The 18,621-nt window shown below is 65.7% G+C and carries 15 protein-coding genes; 9 read left to right on the top strand and 6 right to left on the bottom strand.

All coding sequences use genetic code 11. The features are described 5' to 3' along the window. Window positions 1-76 precede the first annotated feature (76 nt). Both F455_RS19960 and F455_RS0106065 read right to left on the bottom strand, forming a co-directional pair. Window positions 77-1,357 carry an NAD(P)/FAD-dependent oxidoreductase gene (locus F455_RS19960; protein WP_018972386.1) on the bottom strand — a complete coding sequence of 427 codons (1,281 nt, stop codon included), beginning with the start codon at window positions 1,355-1,357 and terminating at the stop codon, window positions 77-79. A 46-nt stretch (window positions 1,358-1,403) separates the two neighbouring features. Continuing rightward, window positions 1,404-3,587: a primosomal protein N' gene (locus tag F455_RS0106065; RefSeq protein ID WP_026293123.1), complete on the bottom strand. Its 2,184-nt coding sequence runs from the start codon at window positions 3,585-3,587 to the stop codon at window positions 1,404-1,406. A gap of 427 nt (window positions 3,588-4,014) precedes the next feature. On the opposite strand from F455_RS0106065, the gene F455_RS0106060 reads away from it, so the two are divergent. From F455_RS0106060 to F455_RS0106045, 4 genes are all read left to right on the top strand, one after another. Next, the gene (locus F455_RS0106060; RefSeq protein WP_245539943.1) at window positions 4,015-4,617 is read left to right on the top strand and encodes an RNA polymerase sigma factor; all 603 of its coding nucleotides are present in this window, start codon (window positions 4,015-4,017) and stop codon (window positions 4,615-4,617) included. Next, window positions 4,614-4,982 carry a DUF3619 family protein gene (locus tag F455_RS0106055; protein ID WP_018972383.1) on the top strand — a complete coding sequence of 123 codons (369 nt, stop codon included), beginning with the start codon at window positions 4,614-4,616 and terminating at the stop codon, window positions 4,980-4,982. Before F455_RS0106060 ends, F455_RS0106055 begins: the two co-directional genes overlap by 4 nt. 5 nt (window positions 4,983-4,987) lie before the next feature. After that, complete coding sequence (locus F455_RS21895; protein WP_018972382.1) at window positions 4,988-5,692, top strand: DUF3106 domain-containing protein; 705 nt, start codon at window positions 4,988-4,990, stop codon at window positions 5,690-5,692. Between the two features lie 73 nt (window positions 5,693-5,765). Beyond that, window positions 5,766-7,460 (top strand): hypothetical protein, encoded by a 1,695-nt coding sequence (locus F455_RS0106045; RefSeq protein ID WP_018972381.1) that lies wholly within the window; start codon window positions 5,766-5,768, stop codon window positions 7,458-7,460. A 79-nt stretch (window positions 7,461-7,539) separates the two neighbouring features. On the opposite strand, the gene F455_RS0106040 is transcribed toward F455_RS0106045, so the two are convergent. Further along, window positions 7,540-8,793, bottom strand: a complete 1,254-nt coding sequence (locus F455_RS0106040) for a DUF3667 domain-containing protein (RefSeq protein ID WP_018972380.1) — start codon at window positions 8,791-8,793, stop codon at window positions 7,540-7,542. Window positions 8,794-8,900: 107 nt separating this feature from the next. Between F455_RS0106040 and F455_RS0106035 the strand changes: the two genes are divergently transcribed. Further along, window positions 8,901-10,280 carry an MATE family efflux transporter gene (locus tag F455_RS0106035; protein WP_245539942.1) on the top strand — a complete coding sequence of 460 codons (1,380 nt, stop codon included), beginning with the start codon at window positions 8,901-8,903 and terminating at the stop codon, window positions 10,278-10,280. 83 nt (window positions 10,281-10,363) lie between these two features. After that, window positions 10,364-12,211 (top strand): signal peptide peptidase SppA, encoded by a 1,848-nt coding sequence (sppA, locus tag F455_RS0106030; protein ID WP_018972378.1) that lies wholly within the window; start codon window positions 10,364-10,366, stop codon window positions 12,209-12,211. Between the two features lie 85 nt (window positions 12,212-12,296). On the opposite strand, the gene F455_RS0106025 is transcribed toward sppA, so the two are convergent. After that, window positions 12,297-12,521 carry a hypothetical protein gene (locus F455_RS0106025; RefSeq protein WP_018972377.1) on the bottom strand — a complete coding sequence of 75 codons (225 nt, stop codon included), beginning with the start codon at window positions 12,519-12,521 and terminating at the stop codon, window positions 12,297-12,299. Window positions 12,522-12,610: 89 nt separating this feature from the next. Here F455_RS0106025 and F455_RS0106020 point away from each other — a divergent pair, with 89 nt between their 5' ends. The 3 genes from F455_RS0106020 (at window position 12,611) to F455_RS0106010 (ending at window position 14,870) form a co-directional block, all read left to right on the top strand. Beyond that, window positions 12,611-13,393, top strand: coding sequence for an SDR family oxidoreductase (locus F455_RS0106020; protein ID WP_018972376.1), 783 nt, complete (start codon window positions 12,611-12,613; stop codon window positions 13,391-13,393). A 3-nt stretch (window positions 13,394-13,396) separates the two neighbouring features. After that, entirely contained in the window at window positions 13,397-14,266 is an 870-nt protein-coding gene (locus tag F455_RS19950) for a DNA-3-methyladenine glycosylase family protein (protein ID WP_018972375.1), read from the top strand. 103 nt (window positions 14,267-14,369) lie between these two features. Further along, entirely contained in the window at window positions 14,370-14,870 is a 501-nt protein-coding gene (locus tag F455_RS0106010; protein ID WP_018972374.1) for an Mpo1 family 2-hydroxy fatty acid dioxygenase, read from the top strand. A 57-nt stretch (window positions 14,871-14,927) separates the two neighbouring features. Here the strand turns inward: F455_RS0106010 and F455_RS0106005 are convergent, their stop codons facing one another. Next, entirely contained in the window at window positions 14,928-16,268 is a 1,341-nt protein-coding gene (locus tag F455_RS0106005; RefSeq protein ID WP_018972373.1) for an OmpP1/FadL family transporter, read from the bottom strand. Between the two features lie 28 nt (window positions 16,269-16,296). Continuing rightward, window positions 16,297-18,522, bottom strand: coding sequence for a hypothetical protein (locus tag F455_RS19945; protein ID WP_018972372.1), 2,226 nt, complete (start codon window positions 18,520-18,522; stop codon window positions 16,297-16,299). Window positions 18,523-18,621: the final 99 nt, after the last annotated feature.

Here is an 18,621-nt window from a genome sequence, read left to right as displayed (position 1 = left end):
GAATTACGCAATTCCGATCGAGCAACGGCCCGGGCAACCGGGCCGTTTGTTTTTCCGCTCCCGCGTGTTCGGCGGCTCAGCCCGCTTCAATCTCGTCCCTGCCGTCGGCCGGCGCTTTGTGGCCGATGATGATGCGTGCGGCACGCTGGTAGCTCCAATACGCCACCGCCCAGTTGATCAACACCGACAGGCGGTTGCGAAAACCGATCAGGAAGAACACGTGCGCCGCGAGCCAGAACCACCAGGCGAGCACGCCGGACAGTTTCACGCCGTGCACATCGACAATCGCGGCCATGCGTCCGATCGTGGCGAGGTTGCCGTAGTCGCGATAGCGGAACCGCGGCGGCGGCGAGCGCCCAGCCACGCGGTCGCGTATCACCCGCGCGACGTAACTGCCCATCTGCTTCGCTCCTGGCGCGACGCCGGGTACGGGCTTGCCGTCCTGAATGACGGTGGCGAGATCGCCGGCGACGAAAATCTCCGGATGCCCCGGCACGGTCAGATCGGGCAGCACGGGCACGCGTCCGGCGCGATCGAGTTCGACGCCGAGCGAGCGCGCCAGCGGCGAGGCCGCGACGCCCGCCGCCCAGACCACGGTGCGTGCGGGCACGAAGGTGCCGCCCGAGCGATAACCTTGCGCATCGATCGCCTCGACCGGCGCGCCGGTGAGGACTTCGACGCCGAGGCGTTCAAGCTGCTTCCGCGCCTTCGCCGAAAGCGATTCGGGAAAGCTCGACAGGATGCGCGGCCCGGCTTCGATCAGACGCACGCGCGCCGAGGCCGGGTCGATGTGGCGGAACTCGTGTTTCAACGTGTGCCGGGCGATTTCGGCGAGCGTGCCGGCGAGTTCTACGCCGGTCGGGCCGCCGCCGACGATGGCGAAGCTCAACCACGCCTCGCGTCTGGCCGGATCGGTTTCCGTCTCGGCGTGCTCGAACGCAAGCAGCAGACGCCGGCGCAGCAGCAGCGCGTCGTCGAGCGTCTTCAGGCCCGGTGCGAACGGCGCCCAGTCGTCGTGGCCGAAGTAGGCATGCGCCGCCCCGCTGGCCAACAGCAACGTGTCGTACTCGACCACGCCGCCATCGTCGAGGCACACGCGTCGCGCGTCCGGCTCGACGCGTTCGACCGTCGCCAGACGCACCTCGACGTTCTTCTGCTCGCGCAGGATATGGCGCAGCGGCGCGGCGATGTCGGGCGAGGACAGGCCCGCGGTGGCGACCTGGTAGAGCAGCGGCTGGAACAGATGGTGGTTGGCGCGGTCGATCAGCAGGATGCTGACCGGTGCCGAGCGCAGCGCACGCGTGGCCCAGAGTCCGGCGAAACCGCCGCCGACGATGACGATGCGATGAGTTGCCATGCGTGCATCGTAGTCGCTTGCCGGGATGCGAGAAAGCGTCGCGATATCAGTACAAATCGAGTGGATCGACGTCGAGCGACCAGCGTACGCGACGCGCTTCGCGCAGCGCGCGTACGCCGGCGATCCACTCGGGCAGAAAGGCATGCAGGCGCGCGCGCGCGTCGGCGCTCAACAGCAACTGGCCGCGCTGCAACCCCGCACGACGCGGCATCGGCGCGGGCATCGGACCGAGCAGGCTGACGCCCTCGGGGTGTGCCGCCAGCGCGAGCGCCGCATGCAGGAACTCGTCGACCTGGGCCTGCTGCGGCGCATCGGCACGCAGCAGCGCGAGGTGCGCGTACGGCGGCAGATCGGCCTCGCGCCGCTCGCGCAGCAGGCTCTGCGCTGCCGTGGCATAACCGTGACCGAGCAGGGTGCGCAGCAGCGGATGATCCGGATGATGCGTCTGCAGCCAGACCTGCCCCGGCTTGCGCGCGCGTCCCGCGCGGCCGGCAACCTGGACAACGAGCTGCGCCAGACGCTCCTCGGCGCGGAAGTCGACGCTGAACAGTCCTTCGTCGACGCTGACGATGACGACCAGCGTGAGGTTGGGCAGGTCGTGGCCTTTCGCCAGCATCTGCGTGCCGACGATCAGCGCAGCACGGTCGGGCGCAAGCGTGGCCAGCAATTCGTCGAGCGCGTTCTTGCGCCGTGTCGTCTCGCGGTCGACGCGGACCAGCGGCGTGCCGGGAAAAATTTCCGCGAGCGCTTCTTCGAGGCGTTCGGTGCCCAACCCTTGCGGCGCCAAGTGTAAATTGCCGCATTGTGGACAAGTGGACGGCACGCGCTGCTCGGCGCCGCAGTGGTGGCAGCGCAGCCGCGCCGCGCCGCGATGCCAAGTCAAAGCCTTGTCGCAGCGTGCGCAGGCGGCGTGCCAGCCGCATTGGCGACAGGTCAACACGGGCGCGTAGCCGCGACGGTTGCGGAACACGAGCGCCTGCTCGCCGCGCTGCAGGCAGGCACGCAGCGCGGCGATCGTCTCATCCGCAAGGCCATGGCGCAGCGGCTTGCCGCGCAGATCGACGAGGCGGAACTGCGGCAGCCGCGCGACTCCCGGGCGTGCCGCCAGATGCAATTTCGCATAGCGTCCGGCTTCGACGTTGGCCAGCGTTTCCAGCGACGGCGTCGCCGTGCCGAGCACGACGGGCACCTCGAGTGCGCGCGCGCGCACCAGCGCCAGGTCGCGCGCCGAGTAGCGCCAGCCTTCCTGCTGCTTGTACGAGGCGTCGTGTTCCTCATCAACAATGATTAGTCCCGCGCGAGTTAACGGCGCGAACACGGCCGAGCGCGTGCCGATCACGACATCGGCCTCGCCGCGAGCGCATGCCAGCCAGGCGCGCGTGCGCTCGCCGTCGGCGAGGCCCGAATGCATTACTTCGATGCGCGCCTGGGTGCGTTCGCGGAAACGGCGCAACGTCTGCGGGGTCAGGCCGATCTCGGGCACGAGCACCAGCACCTGCCCGCCGCGAGCTACGACCTGCTCGATCAGCGCGAGATAGACCTCGGTCTTGCCGCTGCCGGTGATGCCTTCGAGCAGGGTCGGGGCGAAGTTGCCGAAACGCGCGGCAACCGCGGCGACGGCAACATCTTGCTCCTCGGTCAATCGCGGCCCCGCGATTTGTGCGCGCGGCAAGGTGCGCAGCACGAGCTGTGTCGTCGCGACCAGGCCACGCTTGCGCAGGGCGGTCGCGGCACTGCGCCAGCCGGGCAGTTGCTCATCGAGCTGCGCATAGCTGCGCGGCCCGACGCCGAGCAGTTCGAACAGCGCTGCCGCACGCGAACCGGCGCGTGGAACACTTGCCGGCTGCGCATCAGTGCGCGCGAGGGCGCGCTCGCCCGACGCGATCGACGGCAGCGGCTTCGGTGTACGCAAGCCGACCGGCAGTGCCGTCTCGAATACCTCGCCGAGGGGGTGCTGGTAGTAGCGCGCCGCCCACGCCAGCGTTGCCGACAGCTCGGTCGACATCAGCGGCGTGGCGTCGAGCACGCGCAACGCGGGCTTGAGCTTGTGTGCGTCGACGGTCGAATCTCGTGCGTGGCCGATGACGACGCCGACCCGGGTCTTGCCGGCGAACGGCACCGCCAGACGCGTGCCGACCGCGACCGTACTCGCCTCGACTCCTGCCGGCGGCAGGTAGTCGAAGCCCTGGGCCAGCGGCACTGGAATCGCTACCTGCAGAATGGTGGGCACGCCGGCTTCCGGTGCGGGTAAGAACGAGGCTTTTGCTGTGCAATCATCAGTTGCGCGAAGAACGTGATCCAAGCCTCAACTTTAGGCGGCAAGTCGCCGCCCCTGTTGAGCTTTTTTGCTTATCCACAGCAACTGTGGATAAGTCTGTGGAAGAGAGGGTGAACCAAGCCACAGAGGGCGCATCGTAGCGCGTCCCCGTTCGCCTTGGACAATCTTTAACCAATTTGAAATATATCATTCCAATCAATTAGTTGCGTTTGTTTTTCCGCACGATAACGAGGCTCGAACCGGGCGCCTCGCGACGCCCTTGCATGACCGCAAGGCTTGTGTACAGAGCGGACGGCACGGGAACAAAGTCCGCACACAGTCAACCATCGGCGCGCCGGCGCGTTAGTTGTCACAGCGGCACACAGCAAGGTTCAAGATCATGGCCGAAATCGCTGGCACAATGACAGGCTCGCAATTGGAATTCGCCCGACGCGTGGATGCGACCAGCACGAATCAGCGCGCACTCGATCAGTTCCTGCGCGGCGTCGAACGGCGCGCCCTGCGCATGGCCGAACTTGCCTGCGGCAGCCGCGATGATGCGCTCGATGTGGTCCAGGACGCGATGTGCGCGTTCGTCAAGAACTACGCCGCCAAGCCGGAGCCCGACTGGGCGCCCCTGTTCCATCGCGTGCTCGACAGTCGGCTCAACGATTTCCATCGTCGCCGCACGGTGCGCAACCGCTGGTTGGCGGTGTTCGAGCGCAAGGAGGACGATGACACGCTCGATCCGATCGAGCAGGCGCAGGATCTGCAGGACCCCGGTCCGCTGCTGCGCCTGGCCGGCAGTGAAGCAGGCAAGGCCCTCGACGCGGCGCTGAAAGCGCTACCATTGCGCCAGCGTCAGGCGTTTTTATTGCGCATGTGGGAAGGCTTCGACGTGGCGACGACCGCGCGGGTCATGCAATGCAGCGAAGGCAGCGTGAAAACGCACCTGTCGCGTGCACTCGCCGCGCTGCGACGTGCGCTGGAGGATCACCAATGAACGGCAACCAGCATTCCAACGACCGCCCCGCCTGGATCAATCGGTCGACCCAGCTGCTCGACGATTCGGTGCGCGATCTCGACGCGGTCACGCTCTCGCGCCTCAACCGCGCGCGCCAGACGGCGCTGGCGCAGCAACGTCCGCACGCGCCGCGCGTGTGGCTGCTGCCCGCCGGCCTCGCCAGCGCCTGCGCTATGCTGCTCGCCGTCGTCGTATGGCAGCCGCATCACCGCAGCGAAACGCAACCCTCGGCAGCGCCCGTCGCCGTCGACGACGGCGACAGCGAGGAAACCTCGACCGAGTTCTATCAGAACCTCGAGTTCTACGCTTGGCTTGACGCGCAGAACAAGGGCGGCGACGGTTGAACGCAATGCGCGTGTTCGTTTTCGCTGCGACGCTGCTCGCCGGCGCGGAGGTGCATGCCGCACAGCCGGCGTCCGCTTCGGCGACCGTCGCGCCGACGGAAGCGGCGTTGCCGGCGCAGCCGTGGTCCGGATTGACCGATGCACAACGCGATGTGCTCACGCCCGTGCACGCGATCTGGGACGAACTCGCACCCGACGTGCAGCAACATCTTGGCCAGGTCGCTCAGCATTGGCCGAAGTTGACCGAAGCGCAGCGCGAGCAGATCCGCAAGCGCATGCAGAAATGGGCGGACATGCCGCCGGCGCAACGCATCCGCTTGCTCGAACGTTACCGGCAATTCCACCAGCTGCCGCCCGAGCAGCAGACGCGCATGCTCAACGCGTTCAAGCGCTTCGACGCGCTGCCCGAAGCCGAGCGTGCGCAGCTGCGCGAACAATTCGAGCGCATGAGCCCGACCGAACGCAATGCCTTCCTCGCCGGCGCCGGCATGGCCGGCCATGTCGGCATCGTGCGCGAAGTGCTGCAGACCGTACCCCCGCCCGAACGACGCGCGACGCGCGAGATGTTCGACACGTTCACGCCGGACCAGCGCCAGGCGTTCGCCAAGGCATGGCGCGCGCTGCCCGAGGATCAACGCGATGGCTATCGCCGCCAGATGCTGGCGATGTCGTCCGAGCAGCGCAGCCAGGCCCTGCAAGCCAAGCCCTGATTACTGACCGTTTCGCATGCGCAGCACGATGCGGCTATAGTCGCGCGTCGATCCGCAGGACCCGCCTTCGCGCATGCGCAACACGGCTTTTTCCCCGACCCCAGCCGCAAGCCTGCCGCGTCGCTGGCGCATCGCCGCACTGCTGATCGCTCTCGCCCTCGGTGCATGGTGTTACGCGCCGGGACTGCGGGCCTTCTTTGCCCAGGACGATTTCGCCTTTCTCGCTCTCGTGCGCCTGCTGCACCAGCCATGGCTGCTGTTCGTGCACAACCATTTCCCCGACTACGCCTACTTCCGCCCGCTCGGCGTGCTGCTGTGGTGGCTCGTCGCCGACGCGGCCGGCGACGCCGCGTGGCCGCAGTACGTGCTCAACCTCACCCTGCATCTCGGTTGCGTTGGGGCTTTGTATGCTTTGTTGCAGCGCCTGCGCCGCGACGCGCCGTTGAATGCGTTGTGGGCGGCAGTGTACGCCGTGCATCCGCTCGCGATCGGCACTGCGTTGTGGCTGTCCGATCGCTTCGATCTGCTCGCCACGCTGTTCTCGCTGCTTGCCGTCGCCACGGCACTGGCCCATGCCGAGCGGCCACGCGCCGCCGCTTTGTTCGGAATGCTCGGCGCACTGCTGTCGGCCCTGCTGAGCAAGGAACTCGGCATCGTCGGCGCCGCGGCCGCGTTCGCCGCCATCGCGCTCGCGCCGCGCGCGCGCCTGGACGCCAGGCAGCGCGTGCTCGCACTCGTCGCGATCACCACGCTGACACTGGCTTGGCTCGCTTATCGCCGCGCGATGCTCAGCGTGCCGAACGGCGACGGCGCGATGCATCTGCCCGCGCTCGCCGCATTCGCGAGTGGATTCTGCAACTGGCTGCGCGCCGGCGCCGTCTATCTGTTCGCCGATCCGCGCGCGCCGCGCTGGGCCATCGTCTGCATTGCGTTCGCGACCGCGGCTTGGCTCGCCGCGGCGCTGCTTGCGCGCCGCAGCGCGGCGAATTCACGGCCGCGCCTGCACGTGGCCGCGGCTCTGCTCGCGCTGATCCTGCTGCCAGGCCTGGTCCAGGCACCGGTCGCGGCCAAGCATCTCGCTGCAGGCGTCGGTTCGGATCTGTTCTTCTTCAACCTGATCGTACCCTCGCGATTCTTTCACCTCGGCCTCGCCGGATTGATCTGCGGCCTCGCGCTGATCACGACGTCGCCGCGGGTTACCGTGAGATCATCGACGCTGCGCCTGTCGACGGCGGGCATCCTGCTGGCCCTGGTCGGACTCGTGCCCGTATCGCAGCGCATCGCACACGGCTACGCAGATGGCACGAACAAGCAGGCCGCCGCGTTTGCCGCGGCCGAAACAGCACTCGCTCAGGCGACGCTGCCGCAGCACGGCTGCCAAGTATACTTTTTGCAAACCTCCACGCTATGGGGCTTCGCCGGCCTCAGCGACTCGATCGCCAAGGGCCTCTCCGCGCAACCGGAGCGCCTCGCCCACTGCCTGATCAGCACGGAGCAACCCGCATGGAGCTACTTCGTGCGCAAGGACAGCGTGCAGCCAGACGACTACCGTCCGCTGCACCCGCTCGAGGTTGCAGGCAAGCCGTTCCCCGTGCTCGAAATCGGCGACACGCAAGCGCTGTACTTCAGCATGGGCGAGGACCTGCGCTCGGCACCGCCCGCCAGTGCGATCTTTCTCGAATACCGTGACGGTGCTTTTGTCGACGTGAGCACCGCAGTGCGCAACGGCGAACTCAAACCCAAATTTGCAACGTCAAATCAGAATTGAAAGATTTGATTGAGACGTGCGGCCACGGATGGACGCTTCGTGATTTTCGCGATCACGGACGATTGCTACTGAGCGCAAATCATACGGTAGCGAGGCTGACCAGAAACGCCGCCGCCGCGCAGCACGAGATCAGGATCGTATAGCAGGTGCCGATCATGCCGTACTTGAGCGTGGTCATGATCCAGCCCTGTTTGTATACTTTTTTCTGCATGAGGAACAGGTAGATCGGCAGCCACCACCCCATCACGAACAGCAGCAGGTTGAGCCAGCCGACGAGCCAGGGTGCCGCACCCTGCGCCCAGCTCTTCGCCATGCCGACGAGCACGAGCAGGAACAGCGACACGAAGATGAAGGCATGGCTGTGCAGGGCAACGATCATGTGCTCCATGTACAGGCGCCGCTTGAATACATACAAGATCTTCAGCAGCAGCGCGAACACCGGCATCAGCACGAACAGTACTTGCGGCAGCGAGCCGATCGCGCCGAGAATCAGTGGCTTGGGATCCTTGCCGAGCTTGTTCAGATTGTCCTTGGCATGTTCGAGCAGCTGAGTGAGCTTATCGTCGAGGAATTTCGGCCCGCCCAAGTGCACCGGATTCGCCTTGGGATCCCAGGTCTTGTCGGCGATCGGGAAATTGAGATCGTCGCTGCTCGTGTCAGCGGGCGCGGCTTCGCCCTTGGCCTTGGCTTCCTCGACCTTGTTCAGATATTGCAGGCGCTTGTCGGCCTTCTTCTGGATTTTCTCGATGGCTTTGTCGATGCCGCGCTTGCCCGCATCGGGTGTCACCGACTGGGCTTGCTTGAGGCCGGCGATCGCCTCGTCGCGGCGCTGGTTCACTTCTTGCGCCGTCTTCGCCTTCGCGATCGCATCGTCACCATCATTGCCAGCGTTGCCGAAGTTGACGTCGCCGATAGCGAACTGCATGAGGAAGAACGCGAGGATGCTGAGGAAGAAATACAGGCGGAACGGGGTGACATAGCGTACGCGCCGGCCTTCGAAATATTCGTTGGTCAGATAACCCGGGCGGAAATACAGCGGCCACAGCGTGCGAAAGATGCGCGAATCGATGTTGAGAATCGTGTCGGCTGCGTCGGCGAGGATGCTCGACAGATGCCGCACCATGCCCTTGACCGGCTGGCCGCAGGCGTAACAATGCGGGCCGAGCAGCGTCGTGCCGCAATTTGCGCAGGTCGCCTGCACGGGTGCTGGCGCGGACTCGCAGCTTTCCGCGTGCGTGCCGAATTCCGCGTCGTGTGCGGCCGCTTCCGGCGGCATCAGCGGCACGGGTGGCAGGGGGTCGAGCGGGGCTTGGTCGGCGGCGGGTGTGGTCATGGCGGGCAATGCTAACCCGGATCGGTTCCGATGTAGCGCGAGCGCTCACGCATGCCTGGAGACGGCTTCGGCTAGACTTGGGCATCCGCAGTTTGCAAGTCTCTCCCATGCCTCCCTCTCCCGCCGCACCGCCCGCGGCAGGCGCCGCGCCTATGTCGTTTGGGCGCGAATTGCGCGACACACTGATCCTCGCCCTGCCGCTGATCGCCGGCCAGCTGTCGGCGATCGGCATGAACGTCGTCGACACGATGCTCGCCGGCCACTACAACGCGCACACGCTCGCCGCGGTCGCGGTCGGTGCGGGTGTGTGGTCGCTCGCAATCGTCACCGGCATCGGCGTGATGATGTCCGTGCCGCCGAGCGTGGCACAACTCGCCGGCGCGCAGCGTCGCGGCGAGATCGGCCCACTGTTCCGCCAGGCGCTGTGGATGGCGTTGCTGCTCGGCATCGGCCTGCTGCTGTTCGTCCGCTACGTCGGACCGATGCTGCTCGGTGGTTTCGGCGTCGATCCGGGCATCATCGAGGACACGACGAAGTTCGTCCGCGCGATCTCCTGGGGCGCACCGGCGCTGACGCTCTACTTCGCCATGCGCGGCCTTTCCGAAGGACTCTCGCTGACCCGGCCGACGATGTACTTCGGCCTGTTTGGCCTCTTGCTGCTCGCACCGATTGGCTACACGCTGATGTACGGCAAACTCGGAGTTGCACCGCGCGGTGCGCAAGGCTCCGGCGAAGCGACCGCGCTCGTACTCTGGATCGAAGCGATCGCCTTCGCGCTGTATCTGCATCGCCATCGCAATTATCGCGAGATTGCGCCGTTCGCTCATTTCGAATCACCGCGCTGGCACGAGATCGGTGCACTGCTGCGCCTCGGTGTGCCGATGGGCATCGCCCTGCTGATGGAGTCGGGGCTGTTCGTGTGCACCGCGCTGTTGATCGCCTCGCTCGGCGCGGTCACCGTGGCCAGCCATCAGGTCGCGCTCAACGTTGCGTCGATCACCTTCATGGTGCCGCTTGGCCTGGCGATGGCGACCACAGTGCGCGTCGGCAATGCGGTCGGCCGCGGCGATCGGCATGGCGTGCGCTCGGCCGGGCTGGCCGGCATAACGCTCTCGCTCGGCACTCAGTTCGTCGCTTCGACGGCGATGGCGGTGTTTCCGCAAGCGATCGCGCATGCCTACACCGACGATACGGCCGTCGCCGCGCTCGCCGCGCAGCTGCTGGTCCTCGCCGCGATTTTCCAGCTCTCGGACGGTATCCAAGTCACCGCCGGCGGCGCGTTGCGCGGACTCAAGGACACGACGATGCCGATGATCATCACCGTGCTCGCCTATTGGGCGATCGGCATGCCGGTCGGCTACTGGCTGGCGTTCAGACAAGGATTGGGCGCACGCGGGATGTGGATGGGCCTCGCCGCTGGGCTGACCGCGGCGGCAGTATTGCTGACCCTGCGTTTTCTCCGCGCCAGCATGCCACGCAGGGCATGACTTAAGGCGGTATGCCGGTCGTCGGCAATTCGGTTAATCTGCGTCACAGATCACTTTCGATATTTTCCCGAGGAAGATTGCGTATGGCCGAGAAAAGCCGCGGCGTGTTCGCCACCCTGTTCTTCTGGGCCTGGAGCCTGTTCAACTTCATCCGCCGGTTCGTGTTCGGCGTGATCGCGCTGTTCCTGTTGCTGATCTTCTTCGTCGCGCTGCGCGCGGGCGGCGGCAAGGTCGTATTGCAGGAGCGCACCGCGCTCGTGCTCGACCCGAAAGGCAATATCGTCGAGCAGTACAGCTCCGATCCGGCGCAACGCGCGTTCGCGGGCGCGTTCGGACAGAAGATCCGCGAAGTGCAACTGCGCGATCTCATTCGCACGATCGACGCCGCCGCGGCCGACAAGCGCATCGAGCGTCTCGTCATCGAACCGGACCAGATTGCCTCGGCCGGCATGTCCACGCTGCACGAGATCGGCGCCGCAATCGAACGCTTCAAAGCCGCAGGCAAAGAGGTCGTCGCCGTATCGAACTCGATGAGCCAGGGCCAGTATCTCATCGCCGCGCACGCGAACGAGGTGCTGCTGCACCCGGATGGCGATCTGCTGCTCGAAGGCCTCGGCCGCTACCGCACCTACTACAAAGATGCGCTCGACTGGCTCGGTGTCGATGTGCACCTGTTCCGCGTCGGCGAGTACAAGTCGTACGCCGAACCGTACATCCGCAACGACGCTTCGCCCGAATCGAAGGAAGCCGATCTTTACTGGATGAACGGTGTCTGGGGCGACTACCTCAAGGAAATCGGCGGCGCGCGCAAGCTCGACCCGAAGGCGATCGCCGCGCAGATCGAGAACTACTCGACGTCGATCAAGGCCGCCAACGGCGATCTCGCCAAGCTCGCGCTCGACGCCAAGCTGGTCGACAAGCTCGCCACGCGTGACGAAGCCGAAGCGCTGCTGATCCAGAAGGGAGTCAAGGAAGAAAACAGCTTCCGCCAGATCGACTTCCAGGACTATGCCACGCTCGTGCAGCGTGAAAATCCGCTCGATACGCGCCCACAGGTCGGCGTCGTCGTCGCCCAGGGCGAGATCCTCGACGGCGACCAGGCTGCCGGCACGGTCGGCGGCGAATCGACTGCCAAGCTCGTGCGCCAGGCGCGCGAGAACAGGAACATCAAGGCGGTCGTGCTGCGCGTCAACTCACCGGGCGGCAGCGCATTCGCCTCCGAACTGATCCGCCGCGAAATCGAACTGACCAAGGCCGCGGGCAAGCCCGTCATCGTCTCGATGGGCGACGTCGCCGCGTCGGGCGGCTACTGGATCTCGATGAACGGCGATCAGATCTTCGCCGAGCCGACCACGATTACCGGTTCGATCGGCATCTTCGGCCTGTTCATGAACTTCCCGAAGACGCTGGCCAAGCTCAATGTGCACACCGACGGCGTCGGTACGACCTCGCTCGCCGGAGCGCTCGATCCGCGCCGCGCGCTCGACCCGAAGGTCGGCGACATCATCCAGAGCATCATCGACAAGGGCTACCAGAACTTCATCACCAAAGTGGCTGCCGCGCGCAAGAAGAAGCCCGAGGAAATCGACGCGATCGCGCGCGGCCGCGTATGGAGCGGCGCGCAGGCGAAGGAGCGCGGCCTCGTCGATCAACTCGGCGGCCTGCGCGAAGCGACAGCCGCGGCGGCGCAGGCGGCCAAGCTTGGCGACAACTACCAGGTGCGCTACGTCGAGAAGTCGCTGTCGGCGTGGGAGCGGTTCATCGTCAGCCTGTCGAACGACGCATCGGCGAGCTTCGTTCACAGCCTCGTGCCCAAATCGATGCGCACTCTGCTCGCTCAGCCCGACGTGCAGGGCCAGCTCAAGTTGCTGAGCTCACTCGACTCGAACAAGGTCGGCGTGTTCGCCTACTGTTTCTGCGAGATCAAGTGACGGCAGAATGCCGTCATCTTGTGCAGGCCAAGGATGGCCGATGACATGGGATCCCGTCTGACGCCGCTACACATCGCGCACGCTATTAGCCGCCCGCGTCTTCCAGCTTCTTGTCCATGTCCTTCTTCTGCTGATCCAGCGTGCCTTGCACGGCCTTCGCCTTGTCGAGGGCTTTGAGCTGCGCATCGATCACCGTCTTCTGCCGCTCGGTCGGCTTCGGTTGGGCCGCGGGCGCGGGCGGCGGTGTGCCGCGTGAGCAAGAAACGGAGAGCACGGCGAGGACGAAAATCGATAACGTGGCGATACGCATGGCGAACTCCGCAACCAGTCGCTAAAGTTTGCGCCGCGGAGTCTTGCGTGTACAGGCAAGGCGATCACGCTTTGCCGAAGGAGACAGCCATGACGACAAATACCGCGCGCTGGCGCCTGGATGGACAAGTCGCGCTGGTCACGGGCGCGAGCCGCGGCATCGGCTATGCCACCGCACGCGAACTCGCGTTGCTCGGCGCCGATGTACTCATGGTCGCGCGTGACGAAGCGCATCTGGAGTCAGCCCGGGCCGAACTGGCCGAAGAATTCCCCGCCAGCGACATCGTCGCGTTCGCAGCTGATGTCGCCGACGCCGAACAGCGGCTCGAAGTGTTCGACTGGGTCGCTGACCTCGAGCTGCCGCTGTCGATCCTCGTCAACAACGCCGGTGGCAACGCGAGCAAGCCGACGCTCGACTACGCCGCAGACGAAGTGCGCGGGCTAATTGAAGTGAACGTGATGAGCGCATTCGAGATGAGCCGACTCGCGCACGCGCAACTTGCCGAGCACGGCAACGCCGCGATCGTCAACGTCAGCTCGGTATCGGGACTGACCCATGTGCGCACCGGCTCGCCCTACGGCATGACCAAGGCCGCGCTCGCGCAACTGACCAAGAACCTTGCCTGCGAGTGGGCCGAGGACGGCATCCGCGTCAATGCCGTCGCGCCGTGGTACATCCGCACACAGCGCACCGCAATCAAACTCGCCAACGAGGAATACCTCGACGAAGTGCTCGAACGCACGCCGATGGGCCGCATCGGTGAACCCGAGGAGGTCGCCGCGGCGATCGCGTTCCTGTGCCTGCCCGCCGCGGCGTACATCACCGGCGAGTGCATCGCGGTCGATGGCGGTTTTCTGCGCTATGGATTCTGAGGCGTGAGCGAAAAGATCCGCCTCGAATACCAGCCGCCGCACGACTTCGCCAACCTGCTCGGGTTCTTCGCCAAGCGCGCGATCCCCGGCGTCGAGCGGGTCGATGAGGATAGTTATCGGCGTATCTTCACCCTGAATGGCGAGGTGGGCGAATTCGCCGTCACCCGCGCCAAGCGCGGTCACGCGCTGGATCTGCAAGTCGATTCTGCGAATGCCGTGCACGTCGCCGACATCGTCGCGCGCGTGCGCCGCATGTTCGACCTCGACGCGGACATCGCCGCGATCAATGCGCATCTCGGCCGCCGCCGGCACCTGAAGGCGTGCATCGCGAAGCACCCGGGCCAGCGCCTGCCCGGCGGCTGGGATGGCTTCGAGATCGCGATCCGCGCCGTGCTCGGCCAGCAGGTCACGGTTGCCGCCGCGCGTACGCTGACCGAGCGCGTGGTGCGCAAATTCGGCCACGAAGTCGAGACGTCGCGCAGTGGCAAAGCAGTTTTGTTCCCCACACCGGCCACGCTCGCCGACGCGGATCTCGGCGGACTCGGCATCACCGGCGCGCGCATCGCCACGCTGCGCGCGATCGCCGCGGCGGTGCGCGACGGCCGCGTCGATTTCCGCCGCGAGCGTCCACTGGCCGAGTTCGTGTCGATGTGGACCGCGCTGCCGGGAATTGGTGAATGGACCGCGTACTACCTGGCGATGCGCGGCGTCGCCCATGCCGATGCGTTTCCGGCGGGCGACATCGTGCTGCGCAAGGCCGTTGCACGCGACGGCAAGCCAGTATCCACGCGCGCGCTCGAGGAAATGTCGCAGGCGTGGCGGCCGTATCGCGCCTATGCCGTGCTGCATCTGTGGCGCTCGACGATGGCATGATCGAGCTGACCGGTTTGCCCTCCCCGCGCTGCTGCGGCGGCCCTTGCGCGGCGATGCTTGCACGCTATGCTCGACGCAGCGAAACATACACTCGAGGACCGTCATGAACGAAGCCGCTTTCCACACCGGCGACGATGCGCGCCGCGAAGTCGACCGCTGGCTCGGCAACTACAGCGAGGACCATCGCAATCCGACCAACATCACGATCCATTGGATCTGCGTGCCCGCGATCCTGTGGACCGTGATCGCCCTGCTCTGGGTCGTACCGGTGCCAGCAATGGTGGGGCGCGCCGGGCTCTGGGCGGCATTGGCGATGGTGCCCGCGTTCGCGTTCTACCTGCGCCTGTCGCGGCCGCTCGCGTTCGCCATGCTCGCAATGTTCGTCGTGCTCGGTCTTGGCACCGAGGCACTGTACCGAGCGCTCGGTGCGACACAACTGATGTGGTTGGCGATCGCTGTGTTCGTCGTCGCCTGGATCGGTCAGTTCATCGGCCACAAGATCGAGGGCAGGAAACCGTCGTTCCTGACCGATCTCGCCTATCTGCTGATCGGTCCCGCATGGATCGTGGCCAAGCTAATGCGACGCGTCGGCATCAATTACTGACCGGATAAAAAAGGGCGCGATCGCTCGCGCCCTTTGCGTGGTCGTTGCCGCGCGCGACTAGAACCGATACTGCACCGAAACCGCGAAGGTGTTGTCGTCGTTCGCGGTCTTGCCGACGAGATGATCGAACGTCGCGCTGGTCTGGTCGATCTTGCCGTCCTCGACGAACAGGTGATAGTAGCCCGCGTCGAAACGCAGCTTGTCGCTCATCTTGTAGCCGAGTCCCAAGGCCACGCCCGTGCGCGAGCCGTCCGGCACGCGCGGGTCGCGCGTCTCGTCGACCGTGGGCGTCTTGTCGTAGCCGAACCCGGCGCGCAGCGTCCATTGATTGTCGAGTTTGTATTCGCCGCCCAGCGATCCCGACCAGCTGTTCTTGTAATTGAACAGCGTCGGCCGGTTGTACGGCGCCTGCGCCGTGTTCTGGTACGAGATCACGAGCTCCTTGAAGCTCGACCAGTGCGTGAAGCTGAAATCGGCGCCGAGGCTGAGGCGGTCGTTGACCGTATGCCACCAGCCGACGTTGGCGAACCAGGGCGTGTTGACGTCGGCCGTGCCGGTCGTATTGGTGAATGCGCCGCCGAACAATGGCAGGAGATTCGACGGTATCAGGAATGTCGCCTTGCCGTTGATCGTGTGGTCGATCTGCGAGTGAAAATTGAAGCCGACGCGGTCCGCCGGCGTCGGTTTCCACAGCACGCCGAGGCCGAAGCCGAAGCCCCAGTCGGCGCCCTTCAGCCCGCCTTGGCCGTCGGCTTCCTGCGGCAGTAATGCACCGCCGGTCGGCTGCATGAGGATCGTGCCGAGGTTGATGTCCGATTTCAGTTCGGCGCGCAGGCGCTGTGCAATCAGGCTCGCGCCGATCGACAGCGTGTCGTCGATCTTGTACGCCAAGGCCAGCGTCGCCGCCGGCGCCTTGAGGTTCGTGGAAACGGCCTGGTAGCGACCGACCCAGCGGTCGTCATAGTAGGTCTTCAGGCCGAACGGCGCGTTGAACCCCGCGCCGAAAGTGAGCTGGTCGTTGATCGGCATGACGAAATGCGCCGCGGGAATCGGCACGGTGGCGCCACCGTCGCCGCCGTTGCCGCCGGTCAGCGGATTGCCCAGCGCGTCGGTACCGCCACCGGAGAACTTGATGCCGTAGTCGATCACGACTACGTCGGTTTGTACGCAACCGCCTTTGATGTCGGACATCGCGGCGGGATTGTTCTCGACGACGGCGCAGTCGTCCGGCGCGGCGGTGCCGCCGGCGCCGTAGCGGCCGACGCCTTGCGTATCGTTCTGCCGTCCGAGCTGGAACGCACTGGCATACGCACCCTGGCTGACGAGGCTGGCGGCGACGGCGAAGCTCAGCGCGGTCAGGGCCGGAACGATTCGCTGCTGTTGTTTGATCTTGATCATGGCGAGATGGTCCTTGAAGGTTCCGGGTTTATTGCTTCACGACGGCGCTGTTCGTGATCTGCACGGCGGTGCCGTTGGTCGCGAAGAAGCTCGCGGCTTGGGTCTGCATTTCCACCGTGGTCTGCGGCGAGGCGGACGGATCGAGCAGCGAGGAGTGCACGCCGCTGACGAACTGCACCGAATTGTGGATACCGGGGGCCGACTGCGTCGTCGTACTGATCCGCGTGAGGCCGAGCGCGGAGATGATCGGCAGGCCGCCCGACAATGGAGCACCGGTAACCGTGTTCGGAATCACTTGATCGGGCAGCCACTTGCCGTTGGCGTCGTAGTACTTAGCAGTCGCGGAATCGCCGGCCAGCGGCACGCTGCCGCCGACCACGGCCTGCGCGAGCAGGTTCTTGGTCGCGAGCACGGCGCCGGTACCGGCATCTCCTGCGTAGTTGATCGGATCGCCCGAGTCGATCACGCTCTGCGTGGCGACAACGAAAGTGTTGAAGTCCGCCGTGCCTGGGCTAATGCCGGCGGCGCCGAGGCCGGCAATGATGACTGGACCGAAGGTCGGCGAGCCGACGAGCAGGTTGGTAATGCCACCGCCCGGCACGTTGAGCACTGCGTTCTGCACCGCGGTGTTCGGCGTCGCCGCAAGCGCCATGAACGTTGTGCCTTCGATGCTGCCGAGCGAGATGCCGAGGAAGGCGACGCGCGCGGGATCGAACAGCGGCGTGCCGTCGAGACCGGTGACGTAGGGAATCGCGCTGCGCAGTTCGAGCAGGTCGGACACGCCCTGACGCAGGTTGTCGCGCGAGGTGCGCAGGCTGGTCAGGTTGATGAAGTAAGAGCCCGACGACGCGACCGTACCTGCGGCCACGGCGCCAGTGGCTGTGTTGATCTGCGGCAGATCGAAGGTACGTTCGCCGGTGATCAGCCCCGCCGCCGGTGTGCCGGCGAGGAAGGCGTTGCGGTAGAACGGATTGCTCGGGGCGAGGCCGTGCAGCGGTAGGTCGATCGCGATCGCGGCGAAGCCGGCCTGGCTCAGCGCGCCAACCGCGGCGAGCATCGTCGTGCGATCGCTCGTGATGCCATGCTGGTAGATCACCACGGGCCAGCCGGCCGCGGGCTTGCTTTTGCCCGAGTTCGCGTTTGGCACGCTCATGATGACTGGCACGGTCTGATTCGACGTTGCCACCGGCAGCCGGTTGGCTGCGGTCACGTTGGTCGATGTCGGATCAAGACCGAGTGCGTTGCACGAGGCGACCTGGCCGCATGGCGGCGCGGTCCAATAGTTGGTCAGCGGCGCGACCGGATTGGCCTGAGTCGGTGCGGACAAGTAGTAGGGCACGGTCAGCGCGCCAACGTAGATGTCGGCAATCGGCGGCTGGCCAGGAATCGCGTCAGCGAGAGTCATGCCAGTCGGCACGACAGCGATGCTCTGATCCGGCACCGCATCGACGAGTCCGGCGATGGTCTGCATCGTCACCGTCGTCGCCTGCGTCGTCGCCGTCCACGACAGCACGATGGACGAGGGATCGACGCCTGCGGTCTTGGCCGCGGCTTCCTGCAGGTTGGTCAGTTGGCGCAGCGGTTCGAGCGCGCAGGCGTTCGCATCGCTCAACGCGGCAAGTGTCGACTTGCCGCCCGTGCACAACGGACTCGTGCGCTTGGAAAAACCGTAGATCAGCGACTGGCGCACCGGCGTGCCTGCGGCGTCGGTGATGCCGTTGGTCAGCACCGCCATGTACGAGGTCAGCTGCTTGAGCGGTTTGGTCGGCACGAGTGCGAGTGTCGCGCCTGTGGCCGCATTCGATGCGAGCGTGGCGACATATTCCTGCGGCGAAGTGAGTTCACGCACAATGCTGAGCACCGCACCGGTCGCCGCATCGGTCCTCACTTCGAACAAATGCACGCTCTTGCCGCTGCCGCTGCCGCCAGCGACGCTGCCGGGAGTCAGCGGGCCGGCAAACGTCGTACTCCACGGAGCGGTGGTGCTGAAGCCGTCAAGCGAGTTCAGCGCGTTATACACGGCCACCTGCGCGGCAGGCGTGCCGCTGGCGATCGGAATGTTCAGGGTCAGATCTTTGGAGCCTTGACGCAGCAGGTCGGTCGGGAACGGCACCGTGCTCGTGGTCGGATCGAATTTCGCCGTCGTGTGCAGCGGCACCGGGGCGGTGTAGTCGTAGGCCTGCGCACTCTGGCCGGCAAGCGCCGTCAGCAGCAGGGACGGCAGAATCAGTGGGCGAAGAGCGAAACTGCGCATGGTTATCTCCTCCGCACGGGGGCGGCATGCTTGGGTAGGTACGGAAAATTCAAACGCTTGTTTTGAGGATTATGCCGAGAACTTGCGGGCTCGGCTCGC

This window comes from Rudaea cellulosilytica DSM 22992 (genome assembly GCF_000378125.1).
Taxonomy (GTDB): Bacteria; Pseudomonadota; Gammaproteobacteria; order Xanthomonadales; family Rhodanobacteraceae; genus Rudaea; species Rudaea cellulosilytica.
The sequence above is the reverse complement of the archived record's forward strand: the minus strand, read 5'-3'. Positions and strand labels throughout refer to the sequence as shown.